The sequence below is a fragment of the Streptomyces sp. NPDC043876 genome (assembly GCF_056435825.1).
Genome location: NZ_JBWKDV010000003.1, coordinates 89,316 through 115,150, shown reverse-complemented (window position 1 = coordinate 115,150; position 25,835 = coordinate 89,316). Strand labels below are relative to the sequence as shown.

26 protein-coding genes are annotated in these 25,835 nt (G+C 74.2%); 10 read left to right on the top strand and 16 right to left on the bottom strand.

The annotated features are described in order from the left end of the window. Nucleotides 1-271: 271 nt before the first annotated feature. From AC0693_RS09915 to AC0693_RS09905, 3 genes are read right to left on the bottom strand one after another with little or no spacing between them, the layout of a single operon-like run. A complete protein-coding gene (locus AC0693_RS09915) occupies nt 272-1,174 on the bottom strand; it encodes a DUF4097 family beta strand repeat-containing protein (protein WP_478801424.1) in 903 nt (300 codons plus the stop codon). Next, nucleotides 1,171-1,824, bottom strand: a complete 654-nt coding sequence (locus AC0693_RS09910) for a response regulator transcription factor (protein WP_356414072.1) — start codon at nt 1,822-1,824, stop codon at nt 1,171-1,173. The genes AC0693_RS09915 and AC0693_RS09910 overlap by 4 nt, the downstream gene beginning before the upstream one ends. Continuing rightward, on the bottom strand, nt 1,812-3,059 hold the full coding sequence (locus AC0693_RS09905) for a sensor histidine kinase (protein ID WP_478801423.1): 1,248 nt from the start codon (nt 3,057-3,059) through the stop codon (nt 1,812-1,814). Before AC0693_RS09905 ends, AC0693_RS09910 begins: the two co-directional genes overlap by 13 nt. Nucleotides 3,060-3,235: 176 nt before the next feature. Here AC0693_RS09905 and AC0693_RS09900 point away from each other — a divergent pair, with 176 nt between their 5' ends. Next, nucleotides 3,236-3,733, top strand: a complete 498-nt coding sequence (locus AC0693_RS09900; protein ID WP_469315663.1) for a hypothetical protein — start codon at nt 3,236-3,238, stop codon at nt 3,731-3,733. Here AC0693_RS09900 and AC0693_RS09895 read toward each other — a convergent pair. After that, a complete protein-coding gene (locus AC0693_RS09895) occupies nt 3,730-4,401 on the bottom strand; it encodes a DUF2278 family protein (RefSeq protein WP_478801422.1) in 672 nt (223 codons plus the stop codon). The genes AC0693_RS09900 and AC0693_RS09895 overlap by 4 nt on opposite strands. A 145-nt stretch (nt 4,402-4,546) precedes the next feature. Between AC0693_RS09895 and AC0693_RS09890 the strand changes: the two genes are divergently transcribed. Continuing rightward, nucleotides 4,547-4,903: a YciI family protein gene (locus AC0693_RS09890; RefSeq protein WP_469315661.1), complete on the top strand. Its 357-nt coding sequence runs from the start codon at nt 4,547-4,549 to the stop codon at nt 4,901-4,903. A gap of 79 nt (nt 4,904-4,982) precedes the next feature. Next, nucleotides 4,983-6,317 (top strand): RNA polymerase sigma factor, encoded by a 1,335-nt coding sequence (locus tag AC0693_RS09885; protein ID WP_478801421.1) that lies wholly within the window; start codon nt 4,983-4,985, stop codon nt 6,315-6,317. Here the strand turns inward: AC0693_RS09885 and AC0693_RS09880 are convergent. The 6 genes from AC0693_RS09880 to AC0693_RS09855 all read right to left on the bottom strand — a co-directional run bounded on the left by AC0693_RS09880 (nt 6,289) and on the right by AC0693_RS09855 (nt 11,271). After that, nucleotides 6,289-6,627 carry a thioredoxin family protein gene (locus AC0693_RS09880; protein WP_469315659.1) on the bottom strand — a complete coding sequence of 113 codons (339 nt, stop codon included), beginning with the start codon at nt 6,625-6,627 and terminating at the stop codon, nt 6,289-6,291. The two genes, AC0693_RS09885 and AC0693_RS09880, sit on opposite strands and share 29 nt — an antisense overlap. Nucleotides 6,628-6,706: 79 nt before the next feature. Then, nucleotides 6,707-6,907, bottom strand: a complete 201-nt coding sequence (locus AC0693_RS09875) for a ferredoxin (RefSeq protein WP_478801420.1) — start codon at nt 6,905-6,907, stop codon at nt 6,707-6,709. A gap of 7 nt (nt 6,908-6,914) precedes the next feature. After that, complete coding sequence (locus tag AC0693_RS09870; protein WP_469336170.1) at nt 6,915-8,108, bottom strand: cytochrome P450; 1,194 nt, start codon at nt 8,106-8,108, stop codon at nt 6,915-6,917. 166 nt (nt 8,109-8,274) lie between these two features. Beyond that, nucleotides 8,275-9,261 (bottom strand): MASE1 domain-containing protein, encoded by a 987-nt coding sequence (locus AC0693_RS09865; protein WP_478801419.1) that lies wholly within the window; start codon nt 9,259-9,261, stop codon nt 8,275-8,277. Between the two features lie 102 nt (nt 9,262-9,363). Further along, a complete protein-coding gene (locus tag AC0693_RS09860; protein ID WP_478801418.1) occupies nt 9,364-10,197 on the bottom strand; it encodes a PP2C family protein-serine/threonine phosphatase in 834 nt (277 codons plus the stop codon). 108 nt (nt 10,198-10,305) lie between these two features. Beyond that, nucleotides 10,306-11,271 carry a pirin family protein gene (locus AC0693_RS09855; protein ID WP_478801417.1) on the bottom strand — a complete coding sequence of 322 codons (966 nt, stop codon included), beginning with the start codon at nt 11,269-11,271 and terminating at the stop codon, nt 10,306-10,308. A gap of 127 nt (nt 11,272-11,398) precedes the next feature. On the opposite strand from AC0693_RS09855, the gene AC0693_RS09850 reads away from it, so the two are divergent. The 6 genes from AC0693_RS09850 (at nt 11,399) to AC0693_RS09825 (ending at nt 15,859) form a co-directional block, all read left to right on the top strand. Then, on the top strand, nt 11,399-11,791 hold the full coding sequence (locus AC0693_RS09850) for a tetratricopeptide repeat protein (protein ID WP_478801416.1): 393 nt from the start codon (nt 11,399-11,401) through the stop codon (nt 11,789-11,791). A gap of 96 nt (nt 11,792-11,887) precedes the next feature. Further along, nucleotides 11,888-13,093 (top strand): methyltransferase, encoded by a 1,206-nt coding sequence (locus AC0693_RS09845; RefSeq protein ID WP_469315652.1) that lies wholly within the window; start codon nt 11,888-11,890, stop codon nt 13,091-13,093. A 58-nt stretch (nt 13,094-13,151) separates the two neighbouring features. Next, entirely contained in the window at nt 13,152-13,943 is a 792-nt protein-coding gene (locus tag AC0693_RS09840) for a MerR family transcriptional regulator (protein ID WP_468468492.1), read from the top strand. A 106-nt stretch (nt 13,944-14,049) separates the two neighbouring features. Continuing rightward, nucleotides 14,050-14,685, top strand: a complete 636-nt coding sequence (locus AC0693_RS09835; RefSeq protein ID WP_356414113.1) for a DUF6230 family protein — start codon at nt 14,050-14,052, stop codon at nt 14,683-14,685. Then, the gene (locus tag AC0693_RS09830) at nt 14,676-15,200 is read left to right on the top strand and encodes a DUF6114 domain-containing protein (RefSeq protein ID WP_469315651.1); all 525 of its coding nucleotides are present in this window, start codon (nt 14,676-14,678) and stop codon (nt 15,198-15,200) included. The genes AC0693_RS09835 and AC0693_RS09830 overlap by 10 nt, the downstream gene beginning before the upstream one ends. After that, nucleotides 15,197-15,859, top strand: coding sequence for a hypothetical protein (locus AC0693_RS09825; RefSeq protein WP_356414119.1), 663 nt, complete (start codon nt 15,197-15,199; stop codon nt 15,857-15,859). Before AC0693_RS09830 ends, AC0693_RS09825 begins: the two co-directional genes overlap by 4 nt. 110 nt (nt 15,860-15,969) lie before the next feature. On the opposite strand, the gene AC0693_RS09820 is transcribed toward AC0693_RS09825, so the two are convergent. Further along, nucleotides 15,970-18,726 carry a penicillin acylase family protein gene (locus AC0693_RS09820; RefSeq protein WP_478801415.1) on the bottom strand — a complete coding sequence of 919 codons (2,757 nt, stop codon included), beginning with the start codon at nt 18,724-18,726 and terminating at the stop codon, nt 15,970-15,972. A gap of 312 nt (nt 18,727-19,038) precedes the next feature. Between AC0693_RS09820 and AC0693_RS09815 the strand changes: the two genes are divergently transcribed. Continuing rightward, entirely contained in the window at nt 19,039-19,278 is a 240-nt protein-coding gene (locus tag AC0693_RS09815) for a DUF2087 domain-containing protein (RefSeq protein ID WP_469315940.1), read from the top strand. Between the two features lie 10 nt (nt 19,279-19,288). On the opposite strand, the gene AC0693_RS09810 is transcribed toward AC0693_RS09815, so the two are convergent. The 5 genes from AC0693_RS09810 to AC0693_RS09790 form a co-directional block, all read right to left on the bottom strand. Next, nucleotides 19,289-20,863, bottom strand: a complete 1,575-nt coding sequence (locus AC0693_RS09810; protein ID WP_478801414.1) for a M4 family metallopeptidase — start codon at nt 20,861-20,863, stop codon at nt 19,289-19,291. Nucleotides 20,864-21,133: 270 nt separating this feature from the next. Beyond that, nucleotides 21,134-22,183 carry a M4 family metallopeptidase gene (locus tag AC0693_RS09805; RefSeq protein WP_478737768.1) on the bottom strand — a complete coding sequence of 350 codons (1,050 nt, stop codon included), beginning with the start codon at nt 22,181-22,183 and terminating at the stop codon, nt 21,134-21,136. Between the two features lie 132 nt (nt 22,184-22,315). Then, a complete protein-coding gene (locus tag AC0693_RS09800) occupies nt 22,316-23,749 on the bottom strand; it encodes a dihydrolipoyl dehydrogenase family protein (protein ID WP_478801413.1) in 1,434 nt (477 codons plus the stop codon). A gap of 142 nt (nt 23,750-23,891) precedes the next feature. Then, nucleotides 23,892-24,302: a thioredoxin gene (gene trxA / locus AC0693_RS09795; protein ID WP_478737772.1), complete on the bottom strand. Its 411-nt coding sequence runs from the start codon at nt 24,300-24,302 to the stop codon at nt 23,892-23,894. Nucleotides 24,303-24,376: 74 nt separating this feature from the next. Next, nucleotides 24,377-25,816: an aldehyde dehydrogenase family protein gene (locus tag AC0693_RS09790; RefSeq protein ID WP_478737774.1), complete on the bottom strand. Its 1,440-nt coding sequence runs from the start codon at nt 25,814-25,816 to the stop codon at nt 24,377-24,379. Nucleotides 25,817-25,835: the final 19 nt, after the last annotated feature.

Sequence of the window (25,835 nt, the reverse complement as noted above, 5' to 3'; positions counted from 1 at the left end):
CGCCCGGAACCGGTGCCCGTCCGCACCGGCACCCGGAGCCGGTGCCCGTGCGCACCGGCGCCCGGGACCGAGGTCCGCATGCACCGGCGCCCGGGACCAAGGCCCGCGGGCGCCCGGGCCCGGGGCCGGGGGCCGCGAGGCAGCGCTTCGGGCTGGGGGCGGCGCTGCCAGGCGGCAGAGGTGTGGGGTGGCGTCGGGGCGTGTGTCGGCGCCCTCCGTCCGGCCGTACGCGGGGCGGTCGGGGTGGGAGCGGGGGTCCCGCGCCGGGCGGCTACGGGTAGCCCGCCGCCGCCCGGCCCGACTCCGTCGAGAGGTCGAGGGTGCCAGGCGCGGCCGGATCCGCCATGCCCGGGGCCACGTCCAGGCGTCCGCTGCCCGCTCGGCTCGTCACCCGGAAGCGGGTGGCGACGGGCAGGGTGAGCGCGATCCTCCCCGAGTCGGTGCGCGCGGCGAGCCGGTCCGGCGGGGCGAGGAAGCGGGCGTCGACCATGCCCGAGCCGGCGCGGAGGTCCGCTTCCGGGGAGGTGAGCGCGGTGGCTTCCAGCGCGCCCGAGCCGACGACGGCCCGCAGCGGGCCGCGCAGCGCGGTCAGCCGCACGGCGCCGGAGTCCGTCCGCACGTCGACGGCGCCGCCGAGGCCGCTGATGTCGACCTTGCCCGATCCCCCGGTCACCGTGACCGGGATGCCCACCGGCACGGTGACGCCGAGGTCGACCCCGCAGCCGCCGCCCGCGTCGAGCACGCCGCCGGCGCCCGGGCAGCGCGGCGTGAGCCGCAGGGTGCCGCCGAGGCGGCTCACCTCGATCTCCGGGCGCGCCAGGGACCAGCGGAGGTCCGCGCGGTAGGCCACCCGCTGGTCCCCGCGGGGGCTGACGGTCACCGCCGCGTCCCCGGCGTCGATCTGCAGCGCGGTGACCGTGAACCCGCCGCTGTCGCCGCGCAGCACCCCGCTCTCGGCGGACCGGTGGCTCCAGGCCTTCCAGGCGGCCGGCGCCACGATGAACACGGCGCTCAGGGCCGCGGCCACGGTCCACGCGGTGCGGCGCCGGGGCCGCGGGCGCTGCGCCGCAGCCCCGGGCCGCGCCGGAGCCGCCGCGCCGGTCGCGGCCGCCGCACCCGCAGCCGCCCCCGCCGGGGAGGCACCCGTACCGCCGTCCCCGCGCACGCGGCTCACGGGGACCCGTCCAGGAAGCGGAGCACCGCGAGGACCCGCCGGTGGTCGCCGTCGGCCTGCGGGAGGTCGAGCTTGGCCAGGATGTTGTTGATGTGCTTGGCCACCGCGCTCTCGCTGATGACGAGTTCGGCCGCGATGCCCGCGTTGGAGCGGCCCTCGGCCATCAGCGCGAGCACCTCGCGCTCGCGCGGGGTCAGCCGGTCCAGGGGGTCCAGTCCACCGCCCCGGCGCAGCAGCAACTGCGCGACCACCTGCGGGTCGAGGGCGGTGCCACCGGCCGCGACCCGCTTGAGGGCGTCGATGAACTCCTCGACGTCGGCGACCCGTTGCTTGAGGAGGTAGCCGATGCCCCCGGTCTGGGTGGCCAGCAGGTCGGCGGCGTAGCGCTCCTCGACGTACTGCGAGAGCAGCAGCACGGAGGTGCCCGGCCACTGACGGCGGATCATCAGCGCGGCGCGGACGCCCTCGTCGGTGAAGCCCGGCGGCATCCGGACGTCGACCAGGGCGAGTTGGGGGGCGTGCTCCTCGACGGCGGCGAGCAGCCCCTCGGCGTCCCCGGTCTCGGCGGCCACCTCGAAGCCCGCCATTTCGAGGACTTTGACCAGCCCTATTCGCAGCAGCACCGAGTCCTCGGCGATCACAGCGCGCACGGCAGCTCCACAGTCACGGCGGTCGGGCCCCCGAGAGGGCTGTTGATCACGATGGTTCCGTCGACCGACCCTACGCGCTTGCGCAGGCCCATGAGCCCGGTGCCGCCCGCGGGGTCGGCGCCCCCCACCCCGTCGTCGGTGACGGTGATGCGCAGCCGGTCGCCGTGGCGCCGGGCGACCACCTGGCAGCGGTTCGCCCGGGCGTGCTTGGCGACGTTGGCGAGGGCTTCGGAGACGACGAAGTAGGCGACGGCCTCGACGGTGGGACCCGGCCGCTCGGCCAGTTCCACGGTGAGTTCGACGGGCAGCGGCGCGCGGGCGGCGATGCCGGAGAGGGCCGCGTCCAGGCCGCGGTCCTCCAGGACGGCCGGATGCAGGCCGCGCACCAGGCTGTTGAGTTCCTCGATGGCCTCCTTGGCCTCGCGGTGGGCCTCGTCGATGACGGCCTTCGCCTCGGGCGGCAGGTCGCGCAGGGCTGCGCGGGCGATGCCGAGGTTCATGGCGAGGGAGACCAGGCGCTGCTGTGCGCCGTCGTGCAAGTCCCGCTCGATGCGCCGGCGTTCGAGGTCGGCGGCGTCCAGGACACCGGCCCGGCTCTCGGCGAGGTCCTCGACCCGGCGTTCGAGTTCGCGGGCGCGGTTGGGTCCGAGGAGCCTGCGCGCGAGGCCGCTGTCGAGCCGGGCGAGGCCCGCGGCCAGCCAGGGCGTGAGGAGCAGCAGCAGCGCGCCCGCCACGGTGAGGAGGACCTCGTCGTCGGTCCATCCCGTGCCGCGTTCGGAGACCGGCCGCATCCACGACCAGGCGAAGACGCTCGTGCCCGCGAGCCCGACCGCCCAGCCCAGCGCGACGAGGCCGCCGCCGAGGCCGGCGAGCGGGCTGACCAGCAGGTGGTAGCCGTACTGCCGCCAGGTCGATTCGGCCCGCAGCCGCTCCAGCCAGCCGCGCGGGGTCCACCAGGGCCGCAGGTGGCCGACGGGCGGCACGTCCTGGGCCAACAGGGCCCACAGGCGGCTGCGTTGGAGCACGGTGAGCAGGGGCTGGAGGAGGAGCAGGAGGAGCAGCGCCACGGGGGCACGGCCCGGGGCCGGGATGAGGACGGCGAACGCGGCGGTGGCGGGCAGGGCCGTCGGGACGGCCGCGACGGTGAAGACGGTGTTGCGCCGGGCCCAGGCCGACCACGGCGTGTGCCCGGCGATCCAGGTGTACGTACGCCGCAGCGCGCCGGGAGGTGCCATGCGCTCACGGTAACGGCACTGGTCAGGGACCTGCCACCACCCTGGTGCCCGTGCGGGGGTGTAGCCAGTGCCACCCCCTTTTCGGACCGTGCCACTACTGACCCCGGCGCTCCCGACCAGCAGTGTTGTCACCGTGCCCGGGGGACGGACCGCCGGGCCGGAGGGAGTTCCGCCGCATGACGCTCGTCGCCCCGCAGTTCCGGACCCGCGGTGTCCCCCTGAACCCGCTCCCCCGGCTCCCCCGGCCCCGGTCGGCCGCCTCCGCGCTCAGCCGGCGCCGGTCCCCGCGCGTCCCCCGGCCCGCCACGGTGCTCACGACGGCAGGGATCGCGCTGGTGCCGTGGATCGCGGTGCTGGCCAGGACCCTGCCGCACACCGTCGAGGTCTCCCACTGGTCCACGGCCTGGATCGGACTGGACGTCATGCTCGCCGCGGGCCTCGCCGGTACGGGGCTGCTCCTCGGCCGGGGCGACCCGCGGGCCGGGGCGGCGGCCGCCGCGACGGCCGCGGTGCTGGTGCTGGACGCCTGGTTCGACGTGACGACCTCGGCGGCGGGCGGCGCCCGGATGACGGCGGTGGCGCTGGCGGTGTGCGCGGAACTCCCGCTGGCCGCACTGTGCGCCCGGGTCGCGGTCCGGAGCCCCGAGCCGGAAGCGGCCCCCGCCACCGTCTAGTTCGGCTCTGGGAGCGGGTGGCCGTCCGGGTCGGTCGCGTCCGCCTGGGTGGAGAAGCGGGACAGGAACGCGTCGAACCGGCCGTCCGGGCGCCGCACGAGCAGGGCGCCGTCCTGCCAGGTGCCGTTCTCGGCCCACCACCGGGTGCCGAGGGGGTCGCCCTGGTTCTGGTGCACGCGGCGCAGGCCGAGCCCCTCCTGCGAGGGCTCGCCGAAGACGAGGACCGGCCGCCCCGGCACGAGGAGCGCTTCCAGCGCCTGCGAGGCCTCCCGGAAGGAGCCGGAGGTCCACGGCCGCGGCGGCCTCAGCCGGTCGAGCGGGCCCCGGAGCCGTCCCGGCACCCGGCGGCCGAAGAGCCGGCCCGCCCGGTCGCCGAGCGCAGGGTGCCGGAGGTAGTCGAGCGCGCCCGATCCGCGGGCGCGGGACAGGTCGTGGTAGCCGGGCGCCGGCGCGTCCACCGGTTCCAGCACGGAGGGGTACAGGGTGAGCACCTTCCACTGCACGCCGACGCCGCGCTGCCCGCCGTCCACGTCGATCGCGCACGTGTGACGGCCCGCCGGGGTGTCGATCTCCAGGTGCACGCGCGACCAGCGCCCCTGCGCGTCGGGGTCGTCGCGGACGTGCCGGTGGAGGGTCCCGGACAGTACTCCGTAGTTCTCGAAGGGCATGGGCTCCAGTCAAGCACCGGGGCCCGCGGAAATCCGCGGAAGAATTCTCCCGGCGTGTGTCGATCCCGCCGGGCGCCGTTCGACGTATGAGTGAGGGGCGGGGAAGGACCCCCGCCCCCGGACGGAACGGCACAAGGAGTACGTCATGCCCCGCTACCTTTCGATGATCCGCCTCGACGAGGCCAACGCCCCGGCCGAGGGCCCCAGCGACGCGCTGATGGAACGGATGGGCCGGCTCATCGAGGAGATGACGAAGGCCGGTGTCCTGTTGGAGACCGCCGGTCTCGCGCCCACCGCGCAGGGCGCCCGGGTGACCTGGGAGGGCGGCCGGACCTCGGTCGTGGACGGCCCGTTCACCGAGGCCAAGGAGGTCGTCGGCGGCTACGCGATGCTCCAGGCCAAGGACCTGGCCGAGGCGGTCGAGTGGACGAAGCGGTTCCTGTCGGTCCACGAGGACTACTGGACGATCACCTGCGAGGTCCGCGAGGTCGCCGAGGGCTGAGCCCGGCGCGGGCACCGCGCGCCCGGCCCGGCCCGGCTTCGTTGCCGGGCCGGGCCGCGGGGTGCTCTGATGGGTGGTCGTGAGCACTGACAGCACGGTGGAGACCGTCTTCCGGATCGAATCCGCGCGGATCGTCGCCACGGCCGCACGGATCGTGCGGGACGTCGGGCTCGCCGAGGAGATCGCCCAGGACGCCCTCGTCGAGGCACTGGAGCAGTGGCCGCGCACGGGTGTCCCGGACAACCCGGCGGCCTGGCTGACGACCACCGCCCGACGCCGGGCCGTCGACCTGGTGCGCAGGCGGGAGGCCTACGCCCGCAGGCTCGCCGACCTGGGGCGCGACCTGGATGAGGCGGCGTACGATCCCGAACCGGCCGGGCCGGGCGACATCGACGACGACGTGCTCCGGCTGATCTTCACCGCGTGCCACCCGGTGCTGCCCCGGGACGGCCGGATCGCGCTCACCCTGCGGCTGCTGGGCGGGCTGACCACGGACCAGATCGCCCGGGCCTTCCTCGCCCCGGAGGCCACCGTCGCCCAGCGCATCGTGCGGGCGAAGCGGGCCCTGGCGGCGGCGGGCGTGCCCTTCGAGGTGCCGTACGGTCCCGAGCGCGCCCAGCGGCTGGCGGCCGTGCTGGAGGTGGTCTACCTGATCTTCAACGAGGGGTACGCCGCCACCGCGGGCGAGGACCTGATCCGGCCCGCGCTCTGCGAGGACGCGCTGCGGCTCGCCCGGCGGCTGGCCGCGCTGATGCCCGCGGAGGCCGAGGCGCACGCGCTGGCGGCGCTGCTGGAGATCCAGGCCTCGCGGACGGCGGCCCGCACCGACGCCGCGGGCCGCCCGGTCCTCCTCGCCGCCCAGCGGCGCACCCGCTGGGACCGGCTGCTGATCCGGCGCGGGTTCGCCGCGCTGGCGGCGGCCGGGGACCTCGGCGGCGAGCCGGGGCCGTACGCGCTGCAGGCCGCGATCGCCGCCTGCCACGCCCGGGCCGGCAGCTACGAGGAGACCGACTGGCGGGCCATCGCCGCCCTGTACGGGAGGCTCTCGGCGCTCACCGGCTCGCCCGTGGTCGAGCTGAACCGGGCGGTCGCCGTCTCGATGGCCGAGGGTCCGGCGGCGGGCCTGGCCGTGGCGGACGCCGTGGCGGGAGCGCCCGTACTCAAGGCGTACCACCTGCTGCCCAGCGTCCGGGGCGAGCTGCTGGCCCGGCTCGGGCGGTCCGCCGAGGCGCGCGCCGAGTTCGCCCGCGCGGCGGAGCTGACCCGCAACGCACGGGAACGGGCCCTGCTGCTGCGCCGGGCCGAAGCGGCCGGGGCGGACGTACCCGGCGCGCCCGGCACCGGTTCGCCGGCAGCACCGGAACCGCGCTCCCCCGGCGCGCCCGTCAGAGAGCGGCGTCCAGGAACGCCCTGAGCCCCTCCCGGTCCAGCGCCCCTTCCCGGGTGGCCACCACCTCGCCCGCCGTGACCAGCACGAACCAGGGCGCGCTGGTGACCCCGTAGCGGGCGGTCGGCCCCGGGCAGCGGGTCATGTCCGCCTTGACGGCGGTCAGCCGCCCCTCGTACGCGTCGGCCGCCTCCCGCACCAGGGCGTCCATGTCCTTGCAGACCGCGGCCACCTTCGGCCAGGTCCCGGTGAAGCAGACGAGGACGGGCCCGGGGACGTGTCCGAGGATGAAGTCGAACTCCTCGTTCTCCAGCGGTTGGTGGACCCGGCTCGCCATCGGTGCTCCTGGGGTGGTGATCAGTGCGGCAGCACCATCATGCGAGCACGGGCCACCGCCCCGCCAACCGGGGCCGCCGTCAGCCCGGGCGGACCGTGATGGCTCCCACCGGGCAGGCGCGGGCCGCCTCGCGCACCAGCGTGCTGCCGTCGCCGTCCTCCTTGCCGGGCAGCAGTTCGCTGAGCCCGTCGTCGTCCTGCGTGAACACTCCCGGGGCGGTCAGGGCGCACTGTCCGGCGCCGATGCAGACGTCCTTGTCGATGTCGATGCGCGGGCTCACGCCGGCCTCACCAGGTCACGGGGAGTTCGAGCATCCCCTGGATCGTGTCCCCGGGTTTGAAGGGGATCCGCTCGGCGGGTGCGGCGAGGCGCAGCCCCGGCAGGCGCTCGAACAGGGCGCCGAGGGCGATCTCCATCTCGGCTCGGGCCAGGTTCTGCCCCAGGCACTGGTGGATGCCGAAGCCGAAGGCGACGTGGTGGCGGGCCGAGCGGTGCCAGTCCAGGGCATCGGGGACCGGATAGGCGGATTCGTCGCGGTTGATGACCGAGGTGGAGAAGACCACCCCGTCGTCCTTGCGGATGGTCACCCCGGCGATGTCGATGTCGACGGCGGCGACCCGGAGCATGCCGTCCGCGATCGAGAGGAACCGCAGCAGCTCCTCCACGGCGGCGGGCATCAGCTCCGGATCGGCGCGCAGCTCGGCCAGCTGCTCGGGATGGCGCAGCAGGGTGAAGGTACCGAGCGAGATCATGTTGGCGGTGGTCTCGTGCCCGGCGATCAGCAGGATCGTGGCCAGGTCGATCAGTTCGGTACGGTCCACCTCGCCGGTGACCAGCCGCTGCGCGATCAGCTCGTCCAGCAGCCCGTCACCGCCGGGTGCGGCGCACTTGCGGTCGATCAGGTCGCCCAGGTAGTCGGTCAGTTCGTCGCGGGCCCGCTCGGTGTCGGCGGCGTCCTTGCCGCGCAGCAGGCGGCGCGAGCGGGCCTCGAAGAACTCGTGGTCGGCGTACGGCACCCCGAGCAGGGCGCAGATGACCATGGACGGCACGGGCAGGGCGAAGGCGCTGACGAGTTCCGCGCCCGGGCCGTTCTCGATCATGGCGTCGATGAGGCGGTCGACGGTCTCGCGGATCTGCGGCCGCAGGGCGGCCGTCCGCTTGAGGCTGAAGCTCGGGATCAGCATGCGGCGCTGCACGTTGTGTTCGGGGTCGTCGAGGCCGAGCAGCGCCACCCGCCGGTTCCGCAGCCCCTTCAGGCGGGCCACGGTGTTGGGGAACGACGCGTTCTCGCGGTCGGCGGAGAGCCGGGAGTCGGTCAGCAGGGCCCGCGCCTCGGCGTGGCCGGTGACCACCCACACGGAGCGGCCGTCGTAGAGGGTGACCCGCGAGAGGGGTCGCGCCTCGCGCAGCGGCTGGTAGGCGGCCGGCGGGTGGTAGGGACAGGTGCGGTCCTGGGGAAAGGCGACGGCGGGTTCTGTCATGTGTTGACCTCACAAGCGATCGATCGGTCGTGTGCCGCTCCCCATTAGATGCCTGAGGCACCTATAACTGCTATGTGAAGTTCGGCCAAATCACCCGACCGGCCGCAATGCCGGATCAGACGGCCGACGGCGCCGGACCGCGGCCCTTGCGCCGAGACGGGCCGGATCAGTCGCGCCCTTCGGGATCCCGCGGCGGCCGGTCCTGCGACGGGCGCCCCGGCAGGAGGCTGTCCACCAGCTCGGCCATCTCCAGGCACGCCTCCTCGATCTTCTCCCGGATGTGCTGCTGCTCGGTCACGAGCGCCGACAGCAGCAGTCCGGTCAGCGCCACGGAGCCGTTGAGGGCCTGGAGGTTGACCATGACCTGGAAGAGGGTCTGGTCCGCGAACGGCCCGACCCGGTCGTTCGCCGCCGAGATCGCCAGGACCGACACCAGCAGCACGCACGGCGCGGCCCCCGGCAGCCGGAACCGCAGGGCCGCCCAGATCAGCAGCGGGAAGACGAGGAAGAGCAGGGCGATCGAACTGCGCGTCACGAACAGCGAGACCACGACCACGCCGGCCGCCAGGAGCACCGCCTCCGCCCACCGCACCGGGTCCCGGGACAGTCCGTACGGCCGCCGCAGCACCAGGAGCAGCGGCGTGAGCACGAGGACCCCCATGGCGTCACCGGCCCACCACGCCGCCCAGAACGACCAGAACCCGCCCGACGCCAGGCTGCCGCCGAGGTAGACCACCACGGAGCCGACGGTCGCACTGATCAGCATCGGCACCATGCCGCCGAGGAAGACCAGGGCCACACCGTCGCCGAGCCGGTCCAGCTCGGTGCGGAAGCCGACCCGGCGCAGCAGCAGGAAGGCGCACACCGGCGCCAGGGTGCTGCCCGCGAGGATCGCCAGGCCGGAGGGCTGGAACGGGTTGATCGTCTCGATCACGAGGTAGCTGCCGAGGGCGATTCCCGGCCACACCCGCAGCCCCAGCCGGAGCAGGCAGCTCAGCGCGATCCCCGTCGGCAGGAACAGGGGCGTGACGACGGCGCCGTCGATCGCGACCCGCTGCAGCAGGCCGATCCGTCCCGTCACGTAGTACGCGACGGCCACGGCGAGGATCCGGAGAACCGCTCCGCAGAGACGTCGCCACCCCTCGTTGCGCACCGCACCATCAGAACACCGTCCCCGCGCCCCGGCGGGGCGTGACACGCGCCCGGCCCCGTCCCCCGGGACCGGCGGACGGCCCGGGCGAGCGGGGCCGCGACCTCACCCCGGGTCGCCGCCGGCCGCGTCGTGGCACAGGACGAGCACCGCGGCGTCGTCCGCGTGCCCGGTGGAGTCCGCCACCTCCATCACCGCGGCGGCCAGCTCGCCCGGTTCGGCGCCGGCCCCCTCGCGGACCACCCGGGCCACCCGGGCCAGCCCCTCGTCGATCGGGAAGGTGGGCCCCTCGACGACCCCGTCGGTGAGCAGCACGAAGGCCCCCGCCTTGGTCAGCCTGCGCCGGGTGACCGGATACACGGCGCCCGCGAGCATCCCCAGGGGCACCCCGCCCGCGTCCAGGGAGATCCCGTACTCCCCGTCGACGGTCGCCCAGACGGCCGGCACGTGCCCCGCGCGGGCGCTCTCCAGGGCCCAGGTCTGCGGGTCGAAGCGCAGGAAGCTGCACGTCGCGAAGAGGTCGGTGTCCACCGACAGCAGCAGGTCGTTGGCGCGGCTCAGCACCTCGCCCGGGTCGGCGGCCGAGGCGGCCACCGCGCGCAGCCCGATCCGGACCTGCCCCATGAAGGCGGCCGCCTCGACGTCGTGCCCCTGGACGTCACCGAGGGAGAAGCCGAGGGCGCCGCCGGGCAGCGGGAAGCCGTCGTACCAGTCGCCGCCTATGTCCAGGCCGTGCCGCGCGGGCGCGTACCGGGCGGCCGTCCGCAGTCCGGGGACGTTCGGCAGCGCGGCCGGGAGCATCCTGCGCTGCAGGGCCTCGGCCAGCTCCACCCGGGCCAGCTGGAACTCCGCGCGTTCGCGCGCCTGCGCGGTCAGCCGCCCGAGCCTGCTGAGCAGGTCGTCGGCGCTCGTCGGCCGCGGGGCACGTGGCGGGGCCATGGACCGCTCCCAGGTCTGGCGGGTTCAGCGGCCATCATATTTCGGGGCGGCCCCCGGCGCCCGCCGGGAGCCGGCCGCGCCCGCCGGGAGCCGCCCCGGGCCCGCCGGTCAGCGGACGCGGCCCCGGGGCTTGAGGGCGACGGGGGGAAGTTCGGGCGCGGGGATCGGCGGGCCGTCGTAGCCCTTCACCTCGCCGTAGCGGCTGCCGCCCATCCACTCGGCACGGGCCTCGCGGATCTCCTCGTCGGTGCGGGCCACGAAGTTCCACCACATGAGGATCTCCTCCTCGAACGGCTCGCCGCCCAGCAGCATCAGGCTCGCATCGGAGGCGGCGCGCAGCGGGAGTTCGCTGCGTCCGCAGCCCAGGTAGAGCATCGAACCGGGCAGCACCGGAACGCCGTCCACGACCGCCTCGCCGGCCATGGACAGGACCGCGTACTCGAAGTCCGGCTCCAGCGGCAGCCGCGCCTCGGTCCCGGCGGCGAGGCTGATGTCGGCGCCCACCAGCGGGCTGTACGTCGTTCCGGGCGAGGTCGCGGTGTCCAGGGTGCCCATGATCACGGTGGCGGACAGTCCGGGGGCGGTGACGTGCGGCAGCTCGCCGTGGTGCTCGAAGTGCGGGGCCACCCGGCGGTGCTCCTCCGGCAGCGCCACCCACAGCTGGGCGCCGTGCAGGAAGCGGGCGTGCGGGCGGGGGCTCTCCTCGGAGTGGCTGATGCCGTGCCCCGAGGTCATCAGGCCCAGCTCCCGGACCCCGACGGTCTGGAGGCTGCCCACGCTGTCGCGGTGCAGCACCTCGCCCTGGTGCAGCCAGCTGACCGTCTGCAGCCCCTGGTGGGGGTGCGGGGCCACCTGCATGCCCGGCTCCTCCGCGATGTCGTCCGGTCCGTAGTGGTCGACGAAGCACCAGGCGCCGACCATCCGGCGGCCCAGGTTCGGCAGCAGCCTGCGCACTTCGGTGCCCGCGCCGAGGGTGACGCGGCGGGGGCTGAGGAGTTCACGGACCGGTTCGGCGACGACGAAGCCGCGCCCGCCGCAGGCGGACAGGGCGGGCCGGCGTTCGAGATTGCTCATGGGCACAACCTACGCGGCGCGTGGCGGGCGCGTTCGCCGGAATGTCCGGCCGTACCGGCGTGTTGCAGCGACCGGAACCCCGCCGACCGAGTAGTGCGGGGGCAGACCGGCCCAGCCGGGAGGACCGATGAGCACGCCGATGGACACGACGCCGACCGTCCCCACCCCCTCCGCGTACTACGAGCAGGGCACGGCCGCCGAACGCTGGACGCGCGCGGGACTGTTCTTCGACGCCAAGGAGTACGTCCCCGCCGCCCGCGTGCTGGAGACCCTGACAGCCGAGGCCCCCGAGCAGCTGGCCCCCCGGCTGCTGCTGGCCCGCGCCTACTACCACTCCGCCCGCCTGTCCCAGGCCGAGCGCGAGCTGCGCGCCCTGCTGGAGCGCTGGCCGGTGGAGGACTATGCGCGGCTGCTGCTCGGGCGCACCCTGGAGCGCCAGGGCAGGGCGGCCGAGGCGGCCCCCCACCTGCGACTCGCCGCCGCGATGTCCGGCGACTTCCCCTCGCCCGGCGGCGCGTAACGCCCCCGGCGGCCCCGGCCCGGCGGGTCCCGGGGACGCTCCCGGGACCCGCCGGGTGCGGGAGGGAGCCCCGCACTCGGCTAGCCTGGGTCGCATATGAACCGTCTCACCACGCCTTTCGGCTCCCACGAGCTCACCCGCTTCCCCGAGGACGCCCGCGACCGGCTCCGCGCCTGGGACGCCGCCGACGAGTACCTGCTGCGGCACCTCGCCGCCGGTACCGGTGAGCGCCCGCCGGTGGAGCTGGACGGGCAGATCACCGTGCTCGGGGACCGCTGGGGGGCCCTGGTGACGGCGCTGGCCGCGCACCGGCCCGTACAGATCACGGATTCCTCGCTCACCCGCGAGGCGACCCGGGCCAACCTGGCGCGCGCCGGGGCGGCCGACGCCGGGGTCCGGCTGCTGACCACCCAGGACGCCCCGCCGGAGCGGATCGACGTGCTGCTCGTCCGGGTGCCCAAGAGCCTCGCGCTGCTGGAGGACCAGCTGCACCGGCTGGCCCCGCACCTGCACGCGGACACCGTGGTCGTCGGCGCCGGCATGGTCAAGGACATCCACACCTCCACGCTGCGGCTCTTCGAGCGGATCATCGGCCCGACCCGGACCTCCCTCGCGGAGAAGAAGGCCCGGCTGATCTTCGCCACGCCCGGCCCGCAGGCGGCCCGCGAGGCGGCCGCGCCCGGGCCCTGGCCGCTGACGTACACCCTGGACGAGGACTCGGGCGCCGGCTCCGGGCTCACCGCGGTCAACCACGCCGGGGTCTTCTGCGCGGACCGGCTCGACATCGGGACCCGGTTCCTGCTCCAGCACTTCCCCGCCCGCACCGGCGCCGCCCGGATCGTGGACCTGGGCTGCGGGAACGGCGTGGTCGGCACGGCCGCCGCGCTGGGCCACCCGGACGCCGAGGTGATCTTCACCGACGAGTCGTACCAGGCCGTGGCCTCGGCGGAGGCGACGTACCGGGCCAACGTCCCGGGTGACGACCGCAAGGCCGAGTTCCTGGTCGGCGACGGGCTCGCCGGGGTCCCGGACGGCTCGGTGGACCTGGTCCTGAACAACCCGCCGTTCCACTCCCACCAGGCGACGACCGAGGCCACCGCGATGCGGATGTTCGCCCAGGCCCGCCAGGCGCTGCGGCCCGGTGGCGAGCTGTGGGTGGTCGGCAACCGCCACCTCGGCTACCACGTCCGGCTGCGCAGGCTCTTCGGCAACAGCCAACTCGTCGCGAGCGACCCGAAGTTCGTGGTCCTGCGCGCCGTCAAGCAGGCACCCCGGACCCAGGACCGGCCCGCCGGGGAGTGATCGCCCCCTACCCGCGGGTACCCGCCGAGGCGTCCTGATCAGGTCCTAGACTCGGCGGGTGAGCAGCATCCGGGTCGGGCCGACCCCATCGGGCGGTGAGGGCACGGCGCACCGCGAGGGCGCACCGGCGGCCCGCTACCGCCGGGAGGAAGTCGCCCTCGCGGCGGGCGTGAAGGTGCGCAACCTGCGCTACTACCAGGAGCGCGGCCTGCTCCCGCCGCCCCTGCGCGAGGGCCGGATCGCCTGGTACTCCGACGACCACCTCGCCCGGCTGCGGCTGATCAGCGACCTGCTGGGCCGGGGCTACACCGTCAACGGCATCGCGGAGCTGCTGGACGCCTGGGAAGAGGGCGGCGGCATCGGCCGACTGCTGGGCCTGGAGCGGGAGATGACCCGGGGCTGGGTGCACGAGGACCCGGTCACGATGACGCTGGCCGAGCTGCGCGCGCTGTTCGGCCCGGCGGCCACCCCGCAGGACACCCGGCGCGCGGCGGCCCTGCGGTACGTCACGATCGAGGGCGACACGGTGACCTTCCCGAGCCGCGGGCTGCTGGAGGCGACCGTGACGCTGGTGCGGCAGGGGGTGCCGCTCACGGAGATCCTGGACGCGGGCGACTTCGTACAGACTCAGGCGGCGGCGCTCGCGGACCGGTTCGTGGGGCTGTTCCGATCGTATGTGATCGGTCCGGACGGGTTGGAGCACCTTTCGGCCACCCAGGTCCAGCACGTCACGGACGCGGTGGCGGCGCTGCGCCCGGTGGCGGGCGAGGTCGTGGCCGCGGAGTTCGCCCGCGCGATGGCCCGGCGGGTGGAGGCGGAGGTCGCCGAACTGCTGCGTACGGAGCAGTAGGAGTCGGCCGAAACCGGGCGTTCCCGCAACCTTGCCAACCACCATTGGCACTCTTACATTCAACTCGTCGGTAACAACGGTGCACAGCCGAATACAGGGGCATCCGGTGGAAGATTCCCAGCACTTACCTGACAACGCTGTCAACAGCGCGGACGGCCGGGTCAGATGGCGGCGCTTCGCCGTCCTGACCCTCCCGGCGGTCGCGGTCACGGCGGGCCTCGGGATAGCCCTCGCGCAAGGGGCGCTCGCCGCCTCCTTCGCCGTGTCGGGCCAGCAGTTCAAGGTGTCGGCGCAGAGCCTGGAGGGCGAGGGTTTCGCCCAGTACGGCAGCGTCGACGTCAACGCCCGCGAAGAACTCATACCGGTGGCCATCACCGCCATCAAGGAGGCCAAGCTCCACAGCCTCTGCCAGTCGGTGGTCACCACGCTCCCGATGATCGGGGACATCTCGCTCAACCTCACAGCGGGCCAGAAGGACCCGGTCGAGGCGAGCAACCTGTTCGTCGACGCCACCCAGCTCTCCGGCGACGCGGTCTTCAGCAACATCGAGATCGGCCGGGACGCCTCCACCCTGGACAAGGGTCCGGCGGAGGCCGTGGGCATGCAGGACCTCTTCGCCCAGCAGGCGGACACCGTCAAGATCACCGGTCTGCACCAGACGGCGTGGGCGACCAACGCCGGCACCTTCAAGCTCTCCGGGCTGAACATGAACATCAGCAAGGGCAAGAAGGAATGCTTCTGACCCGGGGCCGCGCCCGGGGCGGCGCCCCGGGCGGCGGCGGTCCGCAGGCCGCGACCCCGGCCGGCGGCGCCCGGCGGGCGGGCCGGTTCCGCCGCTGGAGGCGGAGCAGACCCTTCTGGGGCGGCTTCTTCGCCCTCCTCGCCGGAGCCGAGATCTGCGCGCTGCCGCTGGCACCGCTGAAGGTCATGCTCAGCCAGGGCGTGGCGGGCATCCCGTCCGTCCTGATGGGCATCGTCATGATCGTGATGGGGCTCTCCGCCTGGTTCTCCCCTCAGCACCGCACCCTGGCGGGGATCCTCACGACGCTCATCGCCACCGCCGCGCTGGTCCTGTCGAACCTCGGCGGGTTCCTCGTCGGCACCCTGCTCGGCATCCTCGGCGGCGGACTGATGTTCGCCTGGCAGCCCTCCGCCGCGCCGCGCCGCACGTCCGCCACGCCCCCCACGGAGACCTCTCCTCCCCCCTCTCCTGCGCCCCCCACGCAGGACACCGATCCCCAAGGAGCGCCGTCATGACCCGTACGCGCACCCGCACCGCCCTCGCCCTGGCCGCCGCCACCGCGGCCGCCGGGGCCCTGACCCTGGGCTCCGTCCCCGCGATGGCCGGCCCCTTACCCCTGGCGGGCTCGACCACCGTCACGCCCGCCGGTCACGCGTTCAAGGCCACCCTCAGCGGCAAGGCCACCCTCAAGGCCGGCTCGGTCACCGTGACCTGCACGGTCTCCGTCTCCACGGGTGCGGTGCCGGCCGCGCCCGGCAACCACAACGCGGCCGGGCCCGTCTCCTCGCCCATCTCCCCGCCGTCGTACAGCTCGTGCACCTCCAGCCTGCCCGGGGTGACGCCGACGGTCACCACGAGCGGCGCGTGGAGCGTGTCGATGCAGAACGGCTCGCCCGTCACGGCCACGATGACCGTGCCCACCGGCGGTCTGGTGGTGCACACCACCGGTCTCGCGACCTGTACCGTCACGGCCGCGCCCGCCGGCCCGGCCGCGGTGGCGGGTGCCTGGACGAACGGCGCCCCCTCCAGCCTCACGTTCACCAACGCGAGCGTGCCGGTCACCGTGACCGGCGGCTTCGGCTGCCCGACCAGCGCGACCAGCTCCACCTTCAACGCCGTCTACAAGGTGGCGGACACCACCGACCCGGCGCAGCAGATCACCGTCGGCCCCTGACCGGGTCCGCGTGAACGCGGCCCCGCCGTTCCCGGTGCGCACCGGGAGCGGCGGGGCCCTTCGCGTACGGCCGGACGGCCGGGGCGGGATGCCCGCCCCGGCCGGGTGGTTCAGCGGTGCGCCGGGAACTCCACGACCTGCTGGTAGGTCGGCCGGTTCTGCCAGGTGGTCATCGGGTGCGCGAGCCCGCCGACCGGACGCTGGACGATGGCGTCCGCGCACCACTGCTTGCCCGCGGCGCAGGTGCCGTCGGCCGGGTACACCGCCGCCGGGGTCGCGGCCGCCGCCTGCTTGAGGGTGGCGAGCAGGACGTCGCGGCAGCCGCTCAGCGAGCCGCCCCCGCAGTAGACCTTGGACGGCGGGTCGGCCACCGGCCGCCCGAGGACCATGCGCAGGTCCTCGTCCGCGTAGCTCCACCAGCCGTACTGGAACGCGGATCCGGCGTGCGAACCGGTGGGCCCGTGGCCCGCGTTGGGCGCCTCGTCGATGCTCAGGGAGGCCCGCAGGGCGTCGTAGAGCGGCGCGCCGAGCCCGGGTTTGAACTCGGCTTCGACCAGCAGCGGCCACCACGCGTCCATGATGCGGATCGCGTCGGCGTGCGCGTAGGTCTGCGAGCCGGGGGCGGTCTCCTTGCGTTCGCTTCCGGCGTCCCGCCAGGCGGTCAGTTTCTGCACGGCGGCGGCCGCCGCGGGGTCGGTCACGGCCGAGCTGTTCAGGACGTCGATCAGCTCGGGCAGCAGGTTCTCCCCGCGCAGGTCCGTGACGGCGGCGTCCTCCATGGCCCGGGTGAGCGAGGCCCGGGTGACCCCGCCCGCCGCGACGAGCGGTTTGACCCGGTCGTCCAGGAGGCTCGCCCGGTGCACCGCGCCCATCCCGAACCCGGCGGCGCCGTAGCCCTTGGCCTGCTTGTTGTTCCAGCTGATGTAGTAGTCCTGCCCGATGGACTGCGGGTGCTGGGCGGGCGGGGTGTAGGCGGCCGTGTTCACCGCCGGGTCGAAGCCCTGCCACTCGTAGGCGGGCCGGCCGAGGACCGGGAGCGCGGGGTCGACCCCGGCGGCCCGGACCGGGTTCAGGCCGCTGTTGTAGTAGGCGGCCTCGCGGGAGTCGGCGTAGAACCAGTTGAAGGCGTAGCCGATGTGCTGCGCGGCCTGCTGGAAGGCGTGCGCGTCCGTCACGTACGCCGGGTCGTTGAGCATCTGGAAGCCGATCATCGAGTCGGCCTCGTGGCGGTAGGTGGAGCGCAGCGCGGTGTAGGCGACGGGCTTGCCGGCCACCGTCGCCCGGTGGGTGACGATGCCGTAGCCGGTGCGCCAGACCTGCATCCGGTAGGAGCCCGCCGCGGTGCCGTCGGCGACGGTGGGGGTCCATGCGTTGCGGTGCTCCAGTTTCTCCATCGGCGTGCAGGCACCGCGGAAGAGGTAGGAGGTGGAGGCGGTGGTCGGGGCGGCGCCGCCCGGTTCGCAGAGTTCGACGGCGAAGGTGTCGGTGATGTCCTGTCCGGCGGAGGTCGCGCTCCAGGCGTAGTCCTGGCCGCGTCCGAGCTGTACGTACATGCTCACGCCCGCGAAGGAGGCGCCGCGTGCGCTCAGTCCCGGTCCCTGGAGTTCCTGGAGCATCAGCAACTGGGGTGCCAGATAGCCGGTCTGGGGTCCGAAGACGGCGACCGGCCGGCCGCTCGCGGTCTTCGCGCCGGAGACGAGCAGGGCGTTGGACATGCTCGGCTTGACAGGCTTGGGCACGGCGGTCGCGGTCTGTGCGGCCGCCGCTCCCGTACGGTCGTACACCAGCGGTTCGGCGACGACGGAGCCCGCGTCCGGGAGGGCGGTGCCCTGCGGGTTCGCGGGCTTCTGGGCGTAGGGGAAGCTCGTCCCGTCGTGGACGGTCAGGACGGCCTCGGGGTCCTCGCGCTCGCGGAAGGACTCCCAGATGCGGGTGCCCTCCTCCAGGCCGAACTTCTGCTGCGCGGCGAGGAGCGAGACCGCGGCCTGCACCTCGCCGCCGCCTCCGCCGCCGAACAGGCCGCCGACGACGGAGGCGAGGGCGATCAGGTCGGTGAGCTTGAACGGCTGGATCTCGCCCGCATTGGTGACGGAGTCGATGTGGCCGGTGAGCACGTACTCACCGGGGAAGTAGCGGCCGTCCTTCGACTGCTGCCGGTAGGCGTTGACGCCGTCCACGTAGGCCTGCGCGTCCTCCATGGCCTGGCGGCCGCGGTCCCCCTCGGTGGTGCGGATGCGGTCCACCTGGGCCTGGAGGTCGGCCTCGGTGTAGGGGGCCTGCGGCCAGAACTCCTGCTCCAGGCCCTGGTTGGCGAGGGCGCCGCCCGCGAAGGGGGTCAGGTCCCCGCGGCCGACGTGCCGGAAGAGGTCCATCTGCCAGAGCCGGTCCTGCGCGGCGGCGTAGCCCGCGCCGTACTCGGTGCCGTAGCGGGTGGTGCCCTTGATGTGCGGGACCCCGGACTTCTTGTCCCGGGTGATGGTGACGTCGGGGCGCGGGCTGACCGTGGATTCCACCTGCGCGGCGGGGACGCCGAAGGAGGCGTCGTTGAAGAAGTCGTTGATCTTGGCGTCGGTGAGGCCCGGGTAGCCGCCCGCCAGCGAGGCGTAGCGCGCCAGCTGGTCCGAGGTGTGGGCGGGCAGGGTGCCGAAGGCCTTGTGGAGCAGGATCTGCGCCAGGGTGGCGTTGCCGCTCTGGCCGGGCGGCAGGATGTCGGCGCACTGCCCCCCGCAGTAGTCCGCGACGGGGAGCGGGACGGGATCCGCGGCGGGGGACGCCGCGGCCGGTGCGAGCGGGGCGAAGAGGGCGGCGCCCAGGGCGATGAGCCCGGTGGCGACCGCGGTGCGCAGCCGTGCGGTGGGGCTTCTCATAGTGCTCCTCCGGAAGGGACGGGGAACGGTTCCCGGAGGGTACTGCGGGGACTACCACTCAGTAAGGTGAAGGAGCGTCACTTTTCGCGGGACGTCGCCGGCAGCGGGAAAAGCGGTTGCCGCGGCCCGTGGCGCCGGGCGAGGCTGCTGCTCATGTCCGACAGCGAAGCGCAGCACCCGCCCCACGCCCAGGCCCACCCCCGGCACCGGGTCCGGCCCCCGGCCGGAACCCCGTCCGAAGACGGGGCCCGGCCCGCGGGCGGGACCGGCAGCGGGGTCCGGTCCGCGACCGAACGGCGCGGCGTCACCGACCTGTTCTCCGCGGCCGGCCGCCTCAAGGCCGTCCCGCGCAAGCCCGTCCGGCGCGAGCAGCTGCTGCGCCACCTCGCCGAAACCCTGTTCGCCCCGGGCCGCGCGTACACGGAGCCCGAGGTGAACGAGGCGCTGCGCACGGTCCACGACGACAGCGCGGCGCTGCGGCGCTACCTGGTCATCGCGGGCCTGTTGACGCGGACCACCGACGGCGGCAGCTACCGGCGGGCCGACGTCTGACGCAGGGGCGTCAGTTGACGTTCACGGCCTTCCAGGCCGCGGCGACCTGCTGGTACTCGGCGCCCGTCGTGCCGTAGAGGTCCCCGGTCGCCTGCAGGGTCGCCTTGCGCGCGCCCGCGTAGTCGGTGGTCGACGTCATGTAGGTCGAAAGGGCCTTGTACCAGATCTTGTAGGCCTTGGTGCGGCCGATGCCGGTGACCTTGGAGCCGTCGTAGGTCGGGGAGTTGTAGGCGACGCCGTTGACCGTCTTGGCGCCGCTGCCTTCGGAGAGCAGGTAGAAGAAGTGGTTGGCGACGCCGGAGGAGTTGTGGACGTCGAGGCCGCCCACCGACTTCGACCAGTAGTCGGCGGAGGCGCCGTCCTTGCTGGGCTTGTCCATGTAGCGCAGCGGCGAGCCGTTGCCCCGGATGTCGATCTTCTCGCCGATGAGGTAGTCGCCGGGGTCCGAGGAGTTGTTGGCGAAGAACTCCACGGACGTGCCGAGGATGTCGCTGGTGCCCTCGTTCAGACCGCCGGACTCGCGGCTGTAGTTGAGCTTGGCGGTGGCCGCGGTCAGGCCGTGGCTCATCTCGTGCCCGGCCACGTCCAGCGAGGTGAGGGGCTTGGAGTTGTTGGCGCCGTCGCCGTAGGTCATGCAGAAGCAGCTGTCGGACCAGAAGGCGTTGACGTAGGCGTTGCCGTAGTGGACCCGCGAGTAGGCGGCCTTGCCGTCACCGGCGATGCCGTTGCGGCCGAGCTCCGACTTGTAGAAGTCCCACGTCACCGCGGCGCCGTAGTGGGCGTCGACGGCGGCGGTCTGACGGTTCGACGGGGAGCCGGTGCCCCACTTGTCGTCGGCGTCCGTGAACAGGCTGCCGGTGGCGGTGGAGGTGGCGCCGTTCAGGTCGTAGGTCTTGTGGCCGCCGCGGGCCGCGTCGGTCAGGCTGTACGACGAACCGCTCAGGGTGGTGCCGAGGGTGACGGCGCCGGAGTATTCGCTGGTGCCCGTGCCGGTGTCGATGGCCTCGTAGGCGTAGAGCTCGGCGCCGGTGGCGGCGTCGGTGATGACGTGGCGCTCGCTGGGCGTACCGTCCGCGCGGGTGCCGGTGACGACGGCCTCGTAGGCGAAGACCGGCTTGCCGGTGGCGGCCCAGACGACCTCGCGGGCGCCGGCCGGCGCCGCCTTGAGGCTGCGGGCGGCGGCCGGGGCCAGGCGGGCCTCGGTCCCCTTGGTGGTCTTGCGGCTGCCGTCCTTCTTCTGGTGGACGACCAGGTCGCCGCCGAGCACGGGCAGTCCGGCGTAGGTGCGCTCGTAGCGCGTGTGGACGGTGCCGTCCGCGTCCTTGATCACGTCGCGGGCCACGAGGCGCTCGCCGTCGGCGAGGCCGAAGGCGCGGCCCGTGCCGTCCGCCTCGGCCTGTGCGGTCGATATCGCCTCGGCGCGCGCACCGGCGTTCAGGCTGAGGGCGGTTGCTCCGGCCTCGCGCTCGGCCGACGCGCTGGCGGAACCGCTCTGGGCCACGATGGCGACCATCGCCGCCGAGGCGACGAGGGCGGCGGCGCGCAGCGCGCGGGTGCGGTTGCGGGTGGTGGGGGATGAGGACATGGGTGGGGTCTCACTCTCCTGGTGTGCCGTGGGGGGAACGGCTGTGACATTGCCAGGAGGAAGACCCAAAATGACAGGGACGCAACAAGGATTTGACCTGCTGTTATCCGGAGAGCGGTTCACGATGTCCGCTCAACGGTCGAAAACGGACCATTCCGCTTTGCTGCGAACCGCGGTGCCAGGGCGGCTATTTGACGACCATTTGACGATCACCCGGCGCCCCGGCCGGTCCTCTCGGGCGGGGCGCCGCGCGGGCCTGAGCCGGCCGGACTACTCGATTCCGGGGATCTGGCGGTTCTTGAACGCGGTCCGCACGGCGTCCGCCGCGCTCGCGCCGTACATGCTCCGGGCGGTGGCGATCGTGGCGAGCGCCGCGTCCCGGAAGCTCGTGTCGGGGGCGAAGGAGAACTGCGCGTTGACGATCACCCGGTCCGCCGTGCGCGCGCCCAGGGCCCCGCGGATGTCGAAGAGGGCGCGGGACCAGATCTCGCCGTCGGCGTGCACCTCGCCGACCCGGTCCGCGTAGACCTTGGTGCCGTCGATGCGGCGCAGGCAGTGCGGGGCGGCGCTGTAGGGGACCGAGTCCCAGTCGGCCACGCATGCCAGGTCCGTGCGGCGCGGCCAGCCCCGCGCGGCGTCGGCGTGACTGCCGACCTCGACGGCCAGGTAGTCGCCGAAGGCCTCGCCTATCGCCCCCGCCTCCGGGGAGGTGCCGAAGCCCGGGACCTGCGCGTTGTGCACCGCGTGCCCGTACTCGTGGACGATGACCTCCGCGTCCTCGGCGTCGTCCACGCCTCCCTTGCCGAAGCGGATCTCGGCCTTCTTGTCGGTGAAGAAGGAGTTGTCGGCGCCGTACTGGTTGATGCGGACCGGCTGCGCGCGGTCGTTGGCACCGCGCAACTCGCTGCCGAAGCCCAGGGACTGCAGGTACTCCTGCGCCTCGTTGACCCAGAAGTAGGCCATGACCTGCTCGAACTGGTCGTCCGCCCGGGTGTAGCGGCCGGCGTCCGCGAGGGCGGCGGGGGCGCCCGTCTCCGAGCGGACGTACGCCCACCGGCCGGACAGGCCGCCGCTCGCGTCCAGGTTGCGCAGCGCGACCGTGGCGTAGGCGGAGTCCGGCACGGCGCCGGCGGCGTCCTTGCCGTCGGTGAGCGTCTGATCGCCGGACGACTGGACGGGGTTGACCATGAAGACGCGGCCCTGGGGCGGGCCGGCCGGCGCGGATCCGGACGCGTCGGCGGCCGCCGGGACGGCGCAGCCGAGCAGGGTGAGGGAGGCGATGAGCGCGGCGGTGCGGCCGCGGGAAGAACGGCGGGGCATGGACATCCTCCTGTGAGGGACGCGTGGCGCCGGAAGAACGCCGGTGGAGAGGTGCGGACGCGATCTTTGGCCACCGGCGACGACCTTGACCAGCCCCCGGACGCGACCGGAGTTCCGTTCCCCGCCGCGTCCTCAGCCCCGGTAGGCCTCCAGCAGCCGCAGCCAGATCTCGCTCACCGTCGGGAAGGCGGGAACCGCGTGCCACAGCCGAGCGATCGGCACTTCACCGGCCACCGCGATGGTGGCCGCGTGGAGCAGTTCGGCGGTCCCCGGCCCCACGAACGTGGCGCCGAGGAGGACTTCGCGGTCCAGGTCCACCACCATCCGGGCCCGGCCGCGGTACCCGTCGGCGTACAGGCCCGCTCCGGACACCTGGCCGAGGTCGTAATCGACGGCCCGCACCCGGTGGCCCGCGCGTTCGGCCTCCTCCAGGGTCAGCCCGACCGCCGCCGCCTCCGGATCGGTGAAGACCACCTGGGGCAGAGCGGCCGTGTCCGCGGTGGCGGCGTACGGGCCCCACGCCCCCTCGTCGGAGGCGGCGACGGCGCCCGCCGCGCGGGCCGCGATGACGGCCCCCGCGATCCGCGCCTGGTACTTGCCCTGATGGGTGAGCAACGCGCGGTGGTTGACGTCACCGACCGCATACAGCCAATCGGTTCCGGGCACCCGGCAGCTCTCGTCGACCCCGATCCACCCACCGGGTTCGAGCCCGACCGTGTCGAGGCCGACGTCCTCGGTGTGCGGGACCCGGCCCGTCGCCATCAGCAGTTCGTCGCCCTCCAGGGTCTCCCCGCCGGCGAGCACGACCGTGACGGGGCCGGTCGACCCATCGCGGACGACGGCCTCCACGTCCACGCCCGTACGGACCACCGCGCCCGCCTCCCGCAGCGCATCCGCGACCAGCTCGCCCGCGAACGGCTCCATCCGGGGCAGCAGCCGCGCACCGCGCACCAGCACCGTCACCTGCGAACCGAGGCCCTGCCAGGCGGTGGCCATCTCGGCGGCCACCACCGAGCCGCCCACGATCAGCAGCCGCTCCGGCGCCTGCTGCGCCGAGGTGGCCTCCCGGCTGGTCCACGGCCGGGCCGCGGCCAGCCCCGGCACGTCCGGCACCAGCGCCCGCGTCCCGGTGGCCACGACCACGGCGTGCCGGGCGGCGAGCACGTGGTGCTCGCCCTCGGGGCTGGTGACGGAGACCTTGCGGATCCCGTAGAGACGGCCGTGCCCCCGATAGAGGTCCACGCCGATGGAACGCACCCAGTCGGCCCCGCCGTCGTCCTTCCAGTGCCCGGCCCAGTAGTCCCGGTGCGCGAACACGGCCGCCGTGTCCAGCGGCCCCCGCGCGGCCTCGGCCAGCCCGGGCACCTTGCGCGCGTCCGCGCGCGCGAGCACCGGCCGCAGCAACGCCTTGCTGGGCACGCAGGCCCAGTACGAACACTCCCCGCCGACGAGCTCGCTCTCCACCAGCGCCGCGCTCAACCCGGCGGCCCGCACCCGGTCGACGACGTTCTCGCCCGCAGGTCCCCCGCCGATCACCACGACGTCGTATTCCACCGCTTCAGTCATGGGGTCCAGTCTCGCGGCAGCGCAGGGTCCGCGCGACCAACCGCCGGGCCGCGGCGTGCCGGAGCCGGGTCACGGCGTGCCGAGCCGGGCCGCGGCGGGCGTGCCGCGGCCCGGGGCCGGTGTGCTCGGCGGGGGCCGGCCGTTACGCGCCTTCGGCGGGGGGCTGGGCCGGGCCGTCCCCGGGCTTCGGGGTCGCCTTTTCGGCGGCGATCTTCGTGCGGACCTCGTCCATGTCCAGGGCGCGGGCCTGGCCGATGACGTCCTCCAGCATGGCTTCGGGGAGGGCGCCCGGCTGGGCGAAGATGGCCACCTGGTCCCGGATGATCATCAGCGTCGGGATCGACCGGATGTCGAAGGCGGCGGCCAGCTCCTGCTGCGCTTCCGTGTCCACCTTCGCGAAGACCAGGTCGGGGTGGGTCTGCGAGGCCCGCTCGTAGACCGGGGCGAACTGCCGGCAGGGGCCGCACCACGACGCCCAGAAGTCGATCAGCACGAACTCGTTCTCGCTGACCGTCCGGTCGAAGTTCTCCTTGGTGAGTTCGACTGTAGCCACGGTTTCCAGACCTCCGTAATTCGCGCTTCCTGTCCCCTGGAACGAACGGAACGCGCCCGGCATTCCGGGACCGGTCAGAACGGGTGGCCGGCCGGGGTGCGGCGGACCGTGGTCCAGCGCAGTTCCGTGAAGGCGTCGAGGTTCGCCTCGCCCCCGAACCGGGCCCCGTTGCCGGAGGCGCCGACGCCGCCGAAGGGGGCGACCGCCTCGTCGTTCACCGTCTGGTCGTTCACGTGCACGATCCCGGTGGGTATCCGGTCCGCCAGCTCCAGCCCGCGCGCCGCGTCACGGGTGACCACGCCGAGGGAGAGCCCGTACGGGCCCGCCGAGGCCAGGGCGACCGCCTCCTCCTCCGACGCGAAGGACCGTACGGGCGCCACCGGGCCGAAGACCTCCTCCGCGTAGGCGGGGGTGTCGTCGGCGACGCCCGCCAGGACCGTCGGCCGGTAGAAGAGCTCGCGGTGGGTGCCGCCCGCGATCAGCTTCGCGCCGCGCCCGGTGCTCGCCTCCACGAGGGCGTGGACCCGCTCCAGCTGGGCGCGGTCGATGAGCGGGCCCAGGTGCACCTGTTCGCGGTACGGGTCCCCCACCGCCAGCGCCTCGGCCCGCGCCGCGAGCCGCTCGACGTATTCGTCGTACAGGGTGGCGTGCACCAGATGGCGGCCCGCGGTCATGCAGATCTGGCCCTGGTGGAAGAAGGAGCCCCAGGACGCCTGGGCCACCGCGGCCTCCACGTCGGCGTCGGCGAGCACGACCAGCGCCGAGTTGCCGCCCAACTCCAGCTGCACGCGCTTGAGGTGACGGCCGGCCGATTCCCCGACGGCCCGGCCGCTCGCGGTCGACCCGGTGAACGAGACCACCCTGACCAGGGGTTCGGCCACCAGCGCCGCCCCGGTGTCCGCGTCCCCCGGGAGCACGTGCAGCACTCCGGCCGGCAGCCCGGCGGCGGCGAAGACCGCGGCGAGCACGAGGCCGCCGCACACGGCGGTGCGCCGGTCCGGCTTGAGCAGCACGGCGTTGCCGAGGGCCAGCGCGGGCGCCACCGAGCGGATGGCGAGGATCAGCGGGGCGTTGAAGGGGGCGATGACCCCGACCACCCCGGCCGGGGAGCGCCGGGTGTACGAGAGGCGGGGCGCCTCGGTCGCCAGTACCTGACCGGTCGGCCGGGACGCCAGCGCGGCGGCCTCGTAGCACTCCTGGGCGGCGACGTGCAGTTCGAAGTCCGCCTTGCCGGGGATCGACCCGGATTCGCGGATCAGCCAGGTGCGCAGCTCTTCGGCGTGGGCGGCGAACAGGTCCCCGGCGCGCCGCAGCACCGCGGCGCGCTCCAGGTGGGTCGAGCGCCCCCAGTCCCGCTGCGCGGCCCCGGCCCGTACGGCGGCCTCGGCGATGTCGGGCGCCGAGGCGAGGTCGAGGGTGGCGAGGGTGCGGCCGGTCGCCGGTTCGATGACCGGCGCCGTACCCCCGGTCAGGGTCGGTCCGTCCTGCCAGAGCTGCGGGTCGAGGAGCGGCATGGCGCGGGGCCTCCGGTGG

Excerpts from the sequence above, each read along its gene's own strand:
- AC0693_RS09905 (WP_478801423.1), bottom strand. The coding sequence starts at position 3,059 with ATGGCACCTCCCGGCGCGCTGCGGCGTACGTACACCTGGATCGCCGGG.
- AC0693_RS09900 (WP_469315663.1), top strand. The coding sequence starts at position 3,236 with ATGACGCTCGTCGCCCCGCAGTTCCGGACCCGCGGTGTCCCCCTGAAC.
- AC0693_RS09895 (WP_478801422.1), bottom strand. The coding sequence starts at position 4,401 with ATGCCCTTCGAGAACTACGGAGTACTGTCCGGGACCCTCCACCGGCAC.
- AC0693_RS09890 (WP_469315661.1), top strand. The coding sequence starts at position 4,547 with ATGCCCCGCTACCTTTCGATGATCCGCCTCGACGAGGCCAACGCCCCG.
- AC0693_RS09880 (WP_469315659.1), bottom strand. The coding sequence starts at position 6,627 with ATGGCGAGCCGGGTCCACCAACCGCTGGAGAACGAGGAGTTCGACTTC.
- AC0693_RS09870 (WP_469336170.1), bottom strand. The coding sequence starts at position 8,108 with ATGACAGAACCCGCCGTCGCCTTTCCCCAGGACCGCACCTGTCCCTAC.
- AC0693_RS09860 (WP_478801418.1), bottom strand. The coding sequence starts at position 10,197 with ATGGCCCCGCCACGTGCCCCGCGGCCGACGAGCGCCGACGACCTGCTC.
- AC0693_RS09855 (WP_478801417.1), bottom strand. The coding sequence starts at position 11,271 with ATGAGCAATCTCGAACGCCGGCCCGCCCTGTCCGCCTGCGGCGGGCGC.
- AC0693_RS09850 (WP_478801416.1), top strand. The coding sequence starts at position 11,399 with ATGAGCACGCCGATGGACACGACGCCGACCGTCCCCACCCCCTCCGCG.
- AC0693_RS09845 (WP_469315652.1), top strand. The coding sequence starts at position 11,888 with ATGAACCGTCTCACCACGCCTTTCGGCTCCCACGAGCTCACCCGCTTC.
- AC0693_RS09830 (WP_469315651.1), top strand. The coding sequence starts at position 14,676 with ATGCTTCTGACCCGGGGCCGCGCCCGGGGCGGCGCCCCGGGCGGCGGC.
- AC0693_RS09825 (WP_356414119.1), top strand. The coding sequence starts at position 15,197 with ATGACCCGTACGCGCACCCGCACCGCCCTCGCCCTGGCCGCCGCCACC.
- AC0693_RS09820 (WP_478801415.1), bottom strand. The coding sequence starts at position 18,726 with ATGAGAAGCCCCACCGCACGGCTGCGCACCGCGGTCGCCACCGGGCTC.
- AC0693_RS09810 (WP_478801414.1), bottom strand. The coding sequence starts at position 20,863 with ATGTCCTCATCCCCCACCACCCGCAACCGCACCCGCGCGCTGCGCGCC.
- AC0693_RS09805 (WP_478737768.1), bottom strand. The coding sequence starts at position 22,183 with ATGCCCCGCCGTTCTTCCCGCGGCCGCACCGCCGCGCTCATCGCCTCC.
- AC0693_RS09800 (WP_478801413.1), bottom strand. The coding sequence starts at position 23,749 with ATGACTGAAGCGGTGGAATACGACGTCGTGGTGATCGGCGGGGGACCT.
- AC0693_RS09790 (WP_478737774.1), bottom strand. The coding sequence starts at position 25,816 with ATGCCGCTCCTCGACCCGCAGCTCTGGCAGGACGGACCGACCCTGACC.